At 60.7% G+C, this 13,501-nt stretch carries 14 protein-coding genes; 7 read left to right on the top strand and 7 right to left on the bottom strand.

The features are described 5' to 3' along the window. Nucleotides 1-36 precede the first annotated feature (36 nt). Nucleotides 37-831, top strand: a complete 795-nt coding sequence (locus AB4Y43_RS00070) for an enoyl-CoA hydratase/isomerase family protein (protein ID WP_368726665.1) — start codon at nucleotides 37-39, stop codon at nucleotides 829-831. A gap of 35 nt (nucleotides 832-866) precedes the next feature. Next, on the top strand, nucleotides 867-1,562 hold the full coding sequence (locus AB4Y43_RS00065) for an SDR family NAD(P)-dependent oxidoreductase (protein WP_368726664.1): 696 nt from the start codon (nucleotides 867-869) through the stop codon (nucleotides 1,560-1,562). Between the two features lie 64 nt (nucleotides 1,563-1,626). On the opposite strand, the gene AB4Y43_RS00060 is transcribed toward AB4Y43_RS00065, so the two are convergent. Beyond that, a complete protein-coding gene (locus tag AB4Y43_RS00060) occupies nucleotides 1,627-2,778 on the bottom strand; it encodes an NADH:flavin oxidoreductase (protein WP_368726910.1) in 1,152 nt (383 codons plus the stop codon). Between the two features lie 53 nt (nucleotides 2,779-2,831). Here AB4Y43_RS00060 and AB4Y43_RS00055 point away from each other — a divergent pair, with 53 nt between their 5' ends. Next, nucleotides 2,832-3,350, top strand: coding sequence for a PaaI family thioesterase (locus tag AB4Y43_RS00055; RefSeq protein ID WP_368726663.1), 519 nt, complete (start codon nucleotides 2,832-2,834; stop codon nucleotides 3,348-3,350). 30 nt (nucleotides 3,351-3,380) lie between these two features. Here the strand turns inward: AB4Y43_RS00055 and AB4Y43_RS00050 are convergent, their stop codons facing one another. From AB4Y43_RS00050 to AB4Y43_RS00025, 6 genes are all read right to left on the bottom strand, one after another. Then, nucleotides 3,381-4,079 carry a TetR/AcrR family transcriptional regulator gene (locus tag AB4Y43_RS00050; protein ID WP_256095044.1) on the bottom strand — a complete coding sequence of 233 codons (699 nt, stop codon included), beginning with the start codon at nucleotides 4,077-4,079 and terminating at the stop codon, nucleotides 3,381-3,383. A gap of 113 nt (nucleotides 4,080-4,192) precedes the next feature. After that, entirely contained in the window at nucleotides 4,193-5,599 is a 1,407-nt protein-coding gene (locus tag AB4Y43_RS00045) for a hypothetical protein (RefSeq protein ID WP_368726662.1), read from the bottom strand. Next, on the bottom strand, nucleotides 5,589-6,440 hold the full coding sequence (locus AB4Y43_RS00040) for an oxidoreductase (RefSeq protein ID WP_342947404.1): 852 nt from the start codon (nucleotides 6,438-6,440) through the stop codon (nucleotides 5,589-5,591). Before AB4Y43_RS00040 ends, AB4Y43_RS00045 begins: the two co-directional genes overlap by 11 nt. Nucleotides 6,441-6,477: 37 nt before the next feature. Continuing rightward, entirely contained in the window at nucleotides 6,478-7,863 is a 1,386-nt protein-coding gene (locus tag AB4Y43_RS00035; RefSeq protein ID WP_368726661.1) for a hypothetical protein, read from the bottom strand. Continuing rightward, the gene (locus tag AB4Y43_RS00030; RefSeq protein ID WP_368726660.1) at nucleotides 7,863-9,323 is read right to left on the bottom strand and encodes an acyl-CoA reductase; all 1,461 of its coding nucleotides are present in this window, start codon (nucleotides 9,321-9,323) and stop codon (nucleotides 7,863-7,865) included. Before AB4Y43_RS00030 ends, AB4Y43_RS00035 begins: the two co-directional genes overlap by 1 nt. 78 nt (nucleotides 9,324-9,401) lie before the next feature. Beyond that, nucleotides 9,402-9,992 (bottom strand): MarR family transcriptional regulator, encoded by a 591-nt coding sequence (locus tag AB4Y43_RS00025; protein ID WP_342947407.1) that lies wholly within the window; start codon nucleotides 9,990-9,992, stop codon nucleotides 9,402-9,404. A gap of 98 nt (nucleotides 9,993-10,090) precedes the next feature. Between AB4Y43_RS00025 and AB4Y43_RS00020 the strand changes: the two genes are divergently transcribed. The 4 genes from AB4Y43_RS00020 to AB4Y43_RS00005 form a co-directional block, all read left to right on the top strand. Continuing rightward, nucleotides 10,091-11,164, top strand: coding sequence for a phosphotransferase (locus AB4Y43_RS00020; protein ID WP_342947408.1), 1,074 nt, complete (start codon nucleotides 10,091-10,093; stop codon nucleotides 11,162-11,164). 143 nt (nucleotides 11,165-11,307) lie between these two features. Beyond that, on the top strand, nucleotides 11,308-12,126 hold the full coding sequence (locus AB4Y43_RS00015; RefSeq protein ID WP_342947409.1) for an SDR family NAD(P)-dependent oxidoreductase: 819 nt from the start codon (nucleotides 11,308-11,310) through the stop codon (nucleotides 12,124-12,126). Nucleotides 12,127-12,197: 71 nt separating this feature from the next. Then, nucleotides 12,198-12,761 (top strand): hypothetical protein, encoded by a 564-nt coding sequence (locus tag AB4Y43_RS00010; protein WP_342947410.1) that lies wholly within the window; start codon nucleotides 12,198-12,200, stop codon nucleotides 12,759-12,761. A 169-nt stretch (nucleotides 12,762-12,930) separates the two neighbouring features. Next, nucleotides 12,931-13,501 (top strand): NAD(P)/FAD-dependent oxidoreductase (locus tag AB4Y43_RS00005; RefSeq protein WP_368726659.1); only part of this gene is annotated, 571 nt, incomplete at its 3' end.

Below are 13,501 nucleotides of genomic sequence, written 5' to 3'. Positions count from 1 at the left end.
GTCCCGCGCTGTCTCTTCTTTGTGAACAGGTAAGCCATGAATATTTCGGACTATAAGGCGTTATTGCTCGAACGCGACGGCGGCGTCCTGACCGTCACGCTCAACCGCCCCGAAACGCTGAATGCGTTTGACGAGCAAATGGACATTGAGATGTCGCGGCTCTTTCTCGATGTCGCGGAGGACGGCGAGACCCGTGTTGTCGTGTTGACGGGCGCTGGGCGCGCATTCAGCGCGGGCGGTGATATCGAGCACATGCAGCAGGTCATCGACAACCCGGCGTTATTTCTGGAAGGCATGCAGCGCGCCAAAAAAATCGTCTTCTCGATGCTCGATTGTCCGAAGCCGGTCATCGCGAAGATCAATGGTCATGCAATTGGTCTGGGCGCGACGATCGCGTTGTTCTCGGATCTGAGCTACGCGGCGAATCACGCGAAGATCGGCGATCCGCACGTGAAAGTCGGCTTCGTAGCGGGCGATGGCGGCGCGGTGATCTGGCCGCAGCTCGTCGGCTACGCGAAGGCCAAGGAATACCTCCTGACGGGTGACCTCCTCACTGCGGAAGAGGCGGCGCGTCTGGGGCTCATCAATCACGCCGTGCCGGCTGACGAACTCGATGCCATTGTCGATGCCATGGCGAAGCGGCTGGCAAACGGAGCCGCGCGTGCGATTCAATGGACCAAGGCTTCAATCAACATCGGACTCAAGCAACTCGCGCATTCGATTCTCGATGCGTCGATCGCCTACGAGGCGCTGTCGAATTTGACTGAAGACCACCAGGAAGCGGTCAACGCGTTTCGCGAGAAACGTGAGCCGGTTTTCAAGGGACGTTGATTTTTCACGCCGAAGCGGCGAGGGAGTGATCGGACATGCAACGGGTAGTAATGGTAACCGGTGGCTTCGGCACATTGGGACGCGCGGTGGGCCGGGTATTTGCCGACAATGGCTGGAAGGTCGCGCTGATCGACAAGGCGCCCGCGCCGGAGGGCGCGAGCGCGGAGCAGCTACACGCCTCCTGGTGGCGAGGCGGCGTGGAACTGACTGACCTGGACGCGGCGCGCGCGGCGTTTTCGGCGACTGTCGAGCAGCTTGGCAAGCTCGATGCCCTCGTCAACATAGCGGGTGGATTTCGCTGGGAAACACTGGCGGACGGCTCCCTCGAGACGTGGGATTTGATGTATCAGATGAATGTGCGGACGGCCGCTACGGCATCGAAAGCGGCGTTGGACTATCTTGCTGTCGGCGCGCACGGCGGTCGCATTGTCAACATTGGCGCTGGTGCCGCACTGAAGGCAGGTATGGGAATGGGTGCGTACACGGCGTCGAAGTCGGGAGTGATGCGTTTGACGGAGGCGCTAGCCGAAGAGCTCAAGGATCGGTCAATTACCGTGAATGCGATCCTGCCGGGTATTATCGACACGCCGCAAAACCGCAACGACATGCCCGATGCAGACTTTTCACGTTGGGTACGGCCCGAGGAAATCGCGAACGTGATTCTTTTTCTCGCTTCCGAAGCGGCGTCGGGGGTAACCGGTGCATTGATTCCGGTTACTGGGCGCACCTGAAGATTAACAGGCCACCAACAGCAGTTGACGCCTGATACAGGGGCGTCAACTGCAAAACTGCGTTTCAGGTGAGGCGCGCGAGCGAATCGTTGCTGAATCCGAGAAACGGCTCGCCAAGGCGGGCACGCCGGGCCCAGTTCGGGTCGTGCAGAAGCGAACGTCCTACGCCAACAAGGTCAAACTCGTTGCGCGAGAAACGATCCAGCAGTGGTGTCAGGTCGGGTTGCACCGATGTTTCGGCGCCGGCCATGGAATCGTAGTAACCCTTATTAATGCCGATTCCGCCCACCGCCATAGCATACCGGCCGGTCACTTTCTTTACCCAGCCTGCGAGATTCATCTCCGAGCTCGGGAACTCCGCGCGATTGAAATAACGCGTGCTCGCCTCGAAGATGTCGACGCCAGCATCTGCGAGCGGTGCGAGGATCTGTTCGAGCTCGTGCGGATCGTTGGCGAGGCGCGCACGGAAATCCTGCTGTTTCCACTGTGAAAAGCGGAATGTAATCGGCATCGTATCGCCGATCGCTTCGCGTATCGCGCGCACGACTTCTGCGGCAAAGCGGCTGCGCGCCACGAGATCCTTACCCCATTTGTCCGTGCGTTGATTGGTCTCGGCCCAAAGGAACGCATCGATCAGATAGCCGTGCCCTCCGTGGATGGCGATGCCGTCGAATCCGGCGGTCTTCGCAAACGACGCGCTTCGACCGTAGGCGGCGATGACGTCCGCGATCTCGGTGTCGGTCATTGGGCGCGTTGGTGGCCTCACCCGCTCCATGTAGCCCGCGTTGAGAGAAGTCGTGCGTCCGGACGGCCCCCAGAGCCCCGATGGCCGTAGTGGCGCGGCGGCGGGGAAGGGCCCTGTGTTCGCCTCTTTCATCGGTCCCATGTGCCACAGTTGCGGAAAGATGACGCCGCCGCTCGCATGAACTTCATTCGTCACTCGCCGCCACGCGGCAACCGATTCTGCTCCGGCGAGTACGGGAATCGAATTCTCGCCGAGTCCGGCTTCGCCCAGGGCCGCCGGATGATCGACACCGACACCTTCCGTGATGATAAGGCCAGTCTCGCCCTGCGCGCGCCGCTTGTAGTAGGCGGCAACGTCACTGCCGGGCAGTCCATTGGGCGAAAAACCGCGAGTCATGGGTGACATGACGATGCGGTTGGCAAGCGTGACGCCTCGAACAACGAGCGGCGTAAAGAGCGATCCGATGTCCATATCCATTCATATAATTGACTTGCGTGCGAATAATGATACGCTATGTCTCCCCCATGAAAAAGCATTTATTGGTGCCGGTCACCTACGGCGCGAAGAGGAGAGTGGCATTGGAACACGCACACGCACTGGCGGTAGAGGCGCTTGAAGAGAGCGAAGAAAAGCCCATTCCGGAGGGCTTTGCATTGATGCCGGAGTTTGGCCCCTTCCATCAGATGTTCGGTCCTACTTATTTTCGCAAGAGCGAGCGTGGACACGTCGTCGGTATGTACGTGCGCGAAGCGCATCGGAATCTCGGCCAGATGATGCACGGCGGCGCCGTTTGCATGCTGGCGGATACGGCCATTACGTGGGCGAGCAAGTATTCGCGTCAACCGGCCGTAAGGGTGTTGACGACGGGCCTGACGGTCAACTTCATGGGCAACGCTGAACCGGGCGACTGGGTGGAAGCCCATGTCGACGTTCTGCGCTCTGGGAAACGGGTGATTTTCTCGGACTGCCGGATCTGGGCCAATGCGAAGTGCATTGCCCAGGCATCCGGGCAGTTTCAGGTGATGGGGGAAGTCGGCAGCTAGTCTGCGGGCGAGGCAGGCGCGCGGCGAACGTTACTGCATTGCTCTCGCCCGAGCCTTATCGAGCGTTGCGCGATACTTCCAGGCGGTCAACAGGATCCGATGAATCCTCTCGGCCCTACGCTTGCGTTCAGCGCGCGTAGTCTGGATCGCAAGGTGCACTTCGGGGGCGCCAGTGACCAGCGTGAGGAGATCACGTGCCGCGTTCGCAGGGTCGTCGATGTCGATCATTCCATTGGCCGCTGCCGCTTCCAGAACGGCCGTGAGCGGCTCCAGCATCGTCACCACGAACTGCAGAAACTGCCTTGCGACATCCGGAAAACGTATCGCCTCGCCAATGACCATGCGTGAAGTGTGAATGCTGTCCGGTATCGCCATGTGTTCGACGAGCGCATCGATCAGGGATGCCAGGCTGGTCGAAAAATCGCGGCCGGGCACCAGGTGCTGATCGATCTTGCCGCGCAGGTCGGACATACCGCGCCAGACGATAGAGCGAAAAAGCTCTTCCTTCGTGCCGAACTGGCGGTAAACGGTAGTTTTGCTGACGCCGGCCAGTGACGCGATTTCATCGACCCTGGCGGCACCGAAACCTTCCCTCATGAAGACCGTTTTGGCGGCGTCGAGCAGGCGCTCGCGCAGCTGGACCGCGTCGTCGTGGGTGGGCCGGCCGGCTGTTCGAGGTTTGCCCGCCGCAGCGAGCCGCGAGGCTCCGTCGGGAGCCTGAACTGCCATAGGTTTGGACATCGTTGAGCTTTTGATGACGGAATTAGGGCATCAGTATACTCACGAGCGCCAGAGGGTGCCAATACTGGCCCCCTGGGCCCCGCAGTTGCTCGCGGCCGAAATCAAACGTTGATCATCCCACGCACATACGACTCCATCGTGCCCGCGCAAGAGAGCTTGTCTTCGCCTTCTTCGAGGTCGGCATAGCGGCCGACCCCCCTGACCAGTGGTCCCTGGAGGCCGTCGGTGTTCCCCGCCGGCGAGAAGTCCACCGTGACTTTGTCGCCAGTGATGAAGCCGCCCCAGTATCCCTCGGCAAGCAGGTCGAAAAACGCGAAACGGCCCTCGGCAATGCCGCGCCCCTCCGACGGATTCAGTAGCTGCTCACCGGCTTTGTCGAGCACGAACGGAACGATCCAGGGGCAGATTGCGTAGCCCTGTGCCACCTCCGACCAGGGGCCGGTTCCGATCATTTCGGACATGCCATAGCTGTTCTGGACGTTCTCCGGGCGAATGCCATAGAAGCGTATGATCTGCTCCCGATAGTCGGTGGGTGCCGAGGTGCCCTTCAATCCGCCGCCGGTCGTGATCACCGTGTCGGGGTGGCAGATTCCATCGGCGATGCCGCGCTGGCGGGCGCGCTCAACGAGCGTCCAGTGTAGCGACCAGTTGCCCTGTACGAGAACGGGGACGTCGCGCTGTGTGACCAGCTTGTCGAGAAATCTGTCGATCATCGCGCCAGTATGGCGCTGGCGCGCCACCGCATGTTCCTGAAAAGCCGCGACTTCACTGGGTTTGGCGGAGCCGTCGGCGATTGCACGACGCATGCGGCCCATCGAGATCGTGGCGGAAGCAAGCACCGGTTCGTCGAACATCAGCGTGCTTTCGGCGCCAAGTCGTTTCGCAGCGCCGAGTACCGGTTCAATGTGACGATGCGCGCCGGCAGGCGGCATCATCAGGAATACCGGGCGCTTGCCGAAATCTCGGCGGATCAGTTCGTTACCGTGAACGCCGAGTTTCACACACGACTCGGTGACGTTCTCGAGATCGGCTTGCGTCTGGTTGATGAAGCTGCATTTCCCTGATGTGCCGCTCGAGCTGAACACGTAGTGTCCCGCTTCGCGCAACCGGCCCATCCACGCGTCGACGTCTTCCACGCCCGTCATATCCACTTCGCTCACCGGGGTGCTGGAAAGCGTCTGCAGCCAGGCCGCCAGATGCTTCCAGCGGCCGTTGTCGATGAATTGCTCGGGGTAGCTCTTGTAAATCTGATGCGCGAACAGGAGAGGAACCATGTCCTCATGGCGGTTGATGGTTTCAACGCCCAGATCGTCCGCGCGGCGGCGCAGCAGCCTGATCTGGTTGCGGCGCCCGGCGAAACGCTCCTTCATGGCGGCGAGTTGAAGCTCGCGAAGGTTTTCAGGGTGATTGCGGAACGGATCGGCGTTATCGCGAAGCATTGCATAAAATGAGTCCAGTGCGGACATGTCGTCTCCCGGGCAACGAGCTTCTGCAGCGTTAGCGATCAAAGTCAGTGGAACTCGACACGTCGAGCCACGCTTCAAGATTGTCCTGTACGGACGCGAGCTTCTTTCGGACGACGTCGACGGCATCCGGGCCGAGCGGCAACCGCAACGGCGGGTTCTCCGCAGACACCGCGCGCACGACGGCGGCGGCGGCCTTGGCTGGATCGCCCGCCTGCGTGCCGTGGTAGCCACCCATCATCTGGCGCATCTTGCCCACCGTTTCAGCGTAGGCAGGCGATTCGATCTCGCTCCATTTCAGCGAGCCACCCGCGAAATTCGTGCGAAAACCGCCGGGTTCGACGATGGTCACGTGAATTCCAAACGGCTTCAGTTCTCGCGCGAGCGATTCGGACAGCCCTTCGATCGCGTGTTTCGACGCGCAATAGAAACTGCAACCCGCGATGCCGATCACTCCGGCCACCGAGGAAAAGTTCACGATATGCCCGCGCTTTCGCTCGCGAAAATGGGGCAGTGCGGCGCGGATCACGTTGACCGTGCCGAACACGTTGGTATCGAAGAGCTGACGCGCTTCCTTGTCGGAAACCTCTTCGAATGCGCCGAACAGACCGTAGCCGGCATTGTTCACGAGAACGTCGATGGCGCCCGCCCGGCCAATGGCCTGCTCGACGGCGCGGGGCACCGAAGCGGCGTCGGTGACGTCGAGCAACACGCCGTAGGCGCGCCCGGGCGCGAGATTCTCGAACGGCGCTATCTGCGTGTCGTTACGCACGGTGCCCACCACCTTGTCACCGCGTGCGAGGACCGCTTCCGCCAGGGACCGGCCGAAGCCGGACGAGACTCCCGTGATGAACCACACGGGCGGATTTGTCGTTTGCTCAGTCATTGTGGAGTAGGTCTACGTGATATTGAAAAGAATTGCCTCAATTGGCAATACGGGCTTCGGTCATATCCGCAATTTCTCCGCGGACATAGGCGTCGATCGTTCCGGCACACGAAAGCTTGTCGTCGCCGCCGGGCAGATCCTTGTAGCGCACCACGTCGCGTATGATGGGCGTTCGCACGCCGTCGATGCCATGGCCGAACTCCATGGTGACCTTGTCCCCGCTGATGACACCGCCCCAGCGGCCGTCGGCGAGCAGATCGATCATCGCAAGCCGTCCTTCGACGACACCTTTTCCGTCACGCGGATTCAGCAACTGCTCGCCGGCGGAATCGAGCACTAGAGGAACGAGCCACGGCGGTACCGTCCACGCCTTCGCTTCATGGAACCACGGGCAGAACCCCGATACTTCGCCCATGCCGTATCCATCGTTGAAATTGGTCGCGTTGAAATTGAAGAAGCGTTCGCACTGCTGCTGGAAATCTCCCGGCAAATTTGCACCCTTCTTGCCGCCGCCGATACTGATGATCGTGTCGGGGTGGAAGTCGCCGTCGGGAATGCCTCGTTCGCGCGCCGTGGCTACGATCTGGTAGAGCATGCCCATCATGCCCATGATGAACATCGGTTCGTGGCGCCGCTCGAGCAACTCGTCGATGAAGTGCCGGAAGTCGGCTTGCACACGCTCGGTGCGTTCACGATTTTCGTTCTGGAAGGCTTCGATTTCGCTGGGCAACGCGGTGCCGTCCGCAATCGCTCGACGCATGCGCGCCATGCGTGTGGTCTGGGCGGCGCTTTGTGGCACGTCCGACATGTAGTGAATGTCGCCAGGCAGCGCAATCGACTCGGCGAACTTCGCCATGCGCTCGGTGCCGGTGTAGGACCCGGAAGAGGGCGTCAAAAGGTACGCGGGATAACGGCGCGACCGATCGCGCATGGCGCTTGCCGCCCAGCGAATACCCTGGTCGAGCAGGCGCCAGCCGAGCTCACGGTCGGTTTCACTCTGGTAGATGAATGACTGCTTCCCCGAGGTGCCGCTCGAACTCATCACATAGTGGCCGTTGCGGCGCAACTCGTTGATCCAGTCGTCGAGATTGGCGACCTTACTGTAGTCGAGCCCATCGATCCTGTTCGTCGTAAGGGTCTGAAGCCACGCTGTGAGGTGACGCCATTTGCCGTTTTCGATGAACGAGTCGGGATAGCTCTTGTAGACGGCGTCCGCGAATAACAGCGGAACAGCGTTGTCCAGCGTGCGAAGTTCCGTGACGCCGGCTTCGCTGGCCCGTTTGTCGAGAATGCGAATTTGTTGACGGCGCTGCGCGAAGCGCTCCCGTACGGCTTGCAGCTGCACGGTATGGAGGTTCTCGGGCGCGTTGCGAAAGGGGTCCTGCAGATCCGTGAATTGCAGGAGGGAGGAAAGGGCATGCATTATCGCGTCTCCTGCTGGTTCGGACCCGATTCCTCCGAGATCCATTTCATGAATCGGTGGATCGGAAACATGCCGTCATGGGGGTAGCCGCCAACGCCATCCGAAATCGATTCGCCCAAAGCGACCATGCGCTGCACGCCTGCGCACGCAAGGGCGTCGCGCACCTCGATTACCCGATGCGGCGGATAGATACCGACGGTCTGCGTCGCGACAGTCGCGTAGCGCGCTCCGTCGCGCAAGCTGCCCACGGGAATGACGTTGACCGTCTTGCAGATCGGATGGAAGTCAACCATTTCGTCCGAGCGCACGACGAGACCCTTGCCGTCGTAGCCACCGAACACGCGATAAAGCGGCTCCATTTCACGCAGCACGTCGACGGCTTCGCGAATGTCGCTCGGCACCAGCGGACCCTGGCCATCGCCATAACGGTAGTCCTCGCCGAGTGCGAGCGCGAGTTGCTCGCAGTAGCGGTCGGCGTCGTCTTCGTCGCCTTCGATGAACTGATAGCGGCTTGCGTTGCACGCATCCTGGTTGAACGACAGCACATCGGCGGCGCCCGCACGCGCGACCTCGCGCAGAACCTCGTTGGAGCTGAAGGCCTCGCGGCCGATCAGGGAGATCGACACCTTGGGATCAAAAGCAACCAGTTCCAGACCCGGCCCGGCGTAGCGCATGACGTGGCGTACCGCGCTCTCGCCGCCCCAAACGACGATCTTGTCGAAGTACTGCGGGCGATAAAGAATGGACTCGACGTTCTCGTCGCCTCCGCGCCAGTAGGCAGCGGAAAAGGACTGCGTGACGGGATGGTTCGGATCGATTTCGGCCATCGTGCGCAGAATCGCGGTGGCCGTAAACAGGTCGTTCGACGGCAGCTTGAGCAGATGCACACCTTTCGTCAGCGCGGCGCGCATGACGGTCATAGCCGCGACCATCGGTGAGTTGCCCGCCAGAATATGAACGAGCCTCGGCGGGAAGGCGCGCAGACGGCTAGGGCGGCCGCGCAGCGTGCGTTCTACCCAGCCGTCGACGAGCCTCGCGTCGCCAAGGCTCACACGCAACTCGTCTTCGATTACCTCGCGCAAAAACAGGTTAGGTATGTCCCGATAGCAGTTTTCGAGGATCCGGCGTCCCAGGGGACTAACCTTGATCATCGATTCGAGTGCGGCCTGCATTAGCGGATTGACGTCGAGATGCAGGCGGGGACCGAGCTCGACGAGAAAATCAATAATCTGCGCGACAGGCACATCGAACGCAGGACCCGACTCCGCACGCGGCCAGACGAGATCATCGAGTTCGATTTTGGGGGTGCAGAAACCCTGACCGAGGTCTCGCGATACGTGCCTGATCGCGTTTCCGGTGATCATACGGCCGCGGTAGACATGCGCAACCGGCAGCGGCGCAAAATCCGACGCTTGCGTCGATGTCTCGGCCGGTCGTGTGGTTGTTTCGGTGTGCTCCATGAACTGCTCCTTTTTCAATTGAGTCAAGCACTGAGCTTTTGCGGATTCGTCGCTCGATTCGGGCATGGACCTAGCCGTTCAGCTCAGGTTGACGATCATTCGCTCGAGAAGCCGTTTGACGGTTGCGACTTCGTCCATCGTGAAGCCGTGAAGCTGGCGGTTGCTCGTTTCCACGATGTGCGGCAGGGTCTCGCGCAGCAATCCACGGCCGTCTGCCGTCAATGCGAGTTCGACGCTGCGTCTATCGGAAATGCTTCGGATTCGCTCGATCAATCCGCGCTTTTCGAGTGAATCGAGCTTCCGGGTCATTGCGCTGCTGTCCGCGAGAAGGATGCGGCAGAGAGCGGTGGGCGTGCGTGCGCGCTCGTCGTAGAGCGCTTTCAGGATGCCCCACTGGAGAGCGGAAAGTCCGCTGGCGGCAAGCTTCCGGTCGATTTCGTTGCCCAGCAGAAGGTGAACCAGATTCATCTTGAACGCCACGCTCTCTTCGGTTCGGTATTCCTCCGGGGCGAGCATTCTTGCTGGTGCGGCACCGGCGAAGTCATCGGCCAGTGTGGGTGAGTCAAGGAGATTCATCAGGTGCCTGCCAAAAAAGTATCTGCATCTGGAGGCAACTATATGCACGGCATTCAAAATATGCAACGCTCGACGAGGTGTGGTTTTCCCCATGTTGCGGTCGAACGACTCTGTGCGCGACGATGCGCACGCGGCTTGCCTATCTCAATCGCCAGGGGGAAATCTTGTCTGCATTAGCTGTGGTGAGTGACATGTCGTTGCCGGTCACGGTGGAAGGCGTGACCGCAGAGTGGCTCACGTCGGCACTCGCGTTTCGCTTCGCGGGCGTGGAAGTGACTTCGTGCAACCACCTGGCCGTGCTGCCTGGAACGTCGACGAAAGTGCGCGTGGCGCTCGAGTACAACGATGTGGGCAGGGAGATGGCGCTGCCTTCGCGCATGATCGTAAAAGGTGGCTTTCAGGATCACAGCGAGTTAATGCAGGACATGTACCGCAATGAAATGCGGTTCTATCGTGACGTTTTGCCATTCATAAATATGAACGCGCCGAAATGCTTCTATGCAGGCGCGGATCCCGATCGATGGCAGTCCGTCGTCGTGATGGAAGACCTGGAGCAGCGCGAGGCTCGCTTTTGCAGGGCGCAGCGATCGCAACGCTACGAAGAGGTGGAGCGGCGGTTGAGTGCCATGGCGCGCTATCACGCGCAAACGTGGAACAGCGCCGAATTTGAAATGGGCGGCCGCTTTGATTGGGTGGGTGAGCGTTTTTCCGACTGGTCGCTGGAATATCAGAATCGCTATCTGGAACCGGATGTGTGGGCCCACTACGTCTCGCTTCCGCGAGGGGCCGCCGTGAGCCGGTACCTGCACGATCGTGAATGGATGGTGGCAGCGCTCGCAGACATTGCGAGCCAGCACAAAGGAAAGCCCGTGTGTCTCATTCATGGCGACACGCATCTGGGCAACCTGTTCGTCGAGCCAGACGGAACACCAGGCTTTTTCGATGCTCAGGTAAGCCGGGCGCCGTGGAGCCTGGAGGTTGCCTACCACATAGGCTGCGCGCTCGATATCGAAGACCGTCGCGCGTGGGAGCGGCCGCTGCTCGAGCACTACTTGTCGCAATTGGCAACTGGCGGAGTCGAGGCACCCTCGTTCGACGAAGCGTGGGAAGACTATAGACGCGATCTCGCATACGGCTATTTCATCTTCGCCATCAACGAGACTCGCTTCCAGACGGAGGCGGTGAACACAGCCTACGCGGCGCGCTTTGGCGCGGCATTGGTGGATCACGCAAGAGTAGGGTCGGGTGATCGCAAAGGCCAATAATGCAACTATGTGTTGCATTATTGGCCCCGTGAGACTAAGCTTGGTCGAAAATGCCGGCGCCAGCGCGCGTACGGACAGCCGCACAGGGCAGAGGAGCGCGCGAATACTTTGAGTGGCGAGCAACTACATCATTCGACTACAGCATGCCTTCTCCAAAAGTTTTTTATCAGCGTTTGAGCGGCAAGATCGCGATCGTCACTGGCGCGGGGTCGCTCGGGCAAGGTTACGGGACGGGAAAGGCTATTGCCTGTCTTTTTGCGGCTGAGGGCGCATCCGTATGCCTCGTCGATCAGCAATACGAAAGGGCTGCTGAGACACTCGCATTGATTACCGAATCCGGCGGTCAGGGGTTCGTCTGTACGGGTGACATCACGGACGCAGCCGTGTGCGCGCGAATCGTCGAAGAGACCGTTGAGCGATATGGTGGCCTGGACATACTCGTGAACAACGTCGGAATTTCAGGCGCACCGGGACGGTTGCAGGATATCGACGAGGCGTCGTGGGACCGCGTGATGGACGTGAACCTGAAGAGCACATTCCTGATGAGTCGCAGTGCCGTGCCAAAGATCGTGGCGCGCGGAGGCGGGGCAATCGTCAATATCAGTTCGGTTGCCGGCATACGCAGTCACGGGTCAGCCGCGTACGGTTCATCGAAGGCAGGCATGGTTGCGTTCACGCGCGAATTAGCGGTGATGTACGGCCGTGAACATGTGCGTGCCAACGCCATCGCGCCGGGGCACATCTTTACACCCATGGTGCAGAGCATGCTCAATGAGAAGGCGCGCGAGCGGCGCCGCAAGATCGCACCACTTCCGCTGGAAGGAGACGCGTGGGATGTTGCGTCTGCCGCGCTGTTTCTCGCCAGCGACGAGTCGCGGTTTATTACCGGCTCATGCCTGCCGGTGGACGGCGGAGTGACGGAGATTGCGGCACTTGCTGCTTACGATCTCGTTGGACAGTAGTTGGGACACACTCGCTCGGCGCGTGCGCCGTTTATTGTGCTGCGCGCGCGAATTGAACATATCGCGCGAGTGTGCTCAGGCACCTGAGTGCACTTGATGAGGCACGCTGGGTCGATGTGGTTCAGGACGGCAGCGGGGAGGCGCACTGTTCGAAGCGCGTGCAAGCCGAAGCGCAATTCCTCGCGGGGTGCACCGCGTTGCATACACCGGCGATCCCTGAAGCAGATGACGCACAGTCCACCACGTGGGCGCGCGAGCGGCCAGCCGAAGACGCGAACGTCTATCTTATCGGGCAACGACTGTTTCGACTGTCGACGCACATCGACCGGGCGCTCAAAGAGGCAGCTGCAAGCCAGGGCGTTCTGGCTGCCGAGTTGTTGCTGCCGGACCAACCGGTGGTTTCAGGGCCACCGTATATACAGTCGCCGACGCAGCTTCAGACGCCTCTGACGACGACACTTGGCGGCATCGCGAAGCGCGCAAACGTCGGAGCAGTTGGGCCTTGTGAAGCGAACGCCGGACCTGCGGACGGACGCCGAGTTCTCGTGCGAATAAAGCCGCGAGCGCGCAAATTCCTGGAGAACATTCTCCACACGTCGGGTCCCCTTGAGATGTTTCAGTGGTCGCCGCTCTGAGCCGCATTCACCATCTCTACCGTTCATATTGTTATACGACATTCATTTATATATACTCCTCGCTGTCACCTACGGAGGATGCTGGAAGCGATTCCCGTGTTGATGGCGCCCTCGACGGGCGAGAGTCCAACGAGCATGGCGACGTTACGAGGCCAGGGAGAGAGCGGGGATGGCGGAAGGGAATCAGCAAGTGCATGGCCCACGCGAGTCGATGGAATACGACGTGGTGATCGTCGGTGGCGGCCCCGCCGGGCTGTCTGCCGCGATCCGCCTGAAGCAGCTGGCCGCGGAGAAAGGCGCTGAGATCGGCGTCTGCGTGCTGGAGAAAGGCTCGGAAATCGGGGCGCATATCCTCTCGGGCGCGGTCATGGACCCGCGCGCCCTGAACGAGCTGATGCCAGACTGGAAAGAGCAAGGCGCACCGCTGAACGTGCCCGTGACCGAGGACAAGTTCCTTTTTCTTTCCGAAACGGGGGCTACGGCTGTGCCGAACTGGGCGCTGCCTGACAACTTCAAGAACCACGGCAACTACGTCATCAGCCTCGCCAACGTCACGCGCTGGCTGGGCCAGCAGGCCGAAGCCCTGGGCGTCGAAATCTTCCCGGGCTTCCCCGCTGCCGAAGTGCTCTACAACGACGACGGTTCCGTGAAGGGCGTCGCCACCGGCAACATGGGTGTCGGCAAGGACGGCGAGCCCACCGAGAACTTCCAGCTCGGCATGGAGCTGCACGCCAAGTACA

Origin of the sequence: Paraburkholderia sp. BR10872 (genome assembly GCF_040965835.1) — a bacterium.
Classification (GTDB): Bacteria; Pseudomonadota; Gammaproteobacteria; order Burkholderiales; family Burkholderiaceae; genus Paraburkholderia; species Paraburkholderia nodosa_A.
The sequence above is the reverse complement of the archived record's forward strand: the minus strand, read 5'-3'. Positions and strand labels throughout refer to the sequence as shown.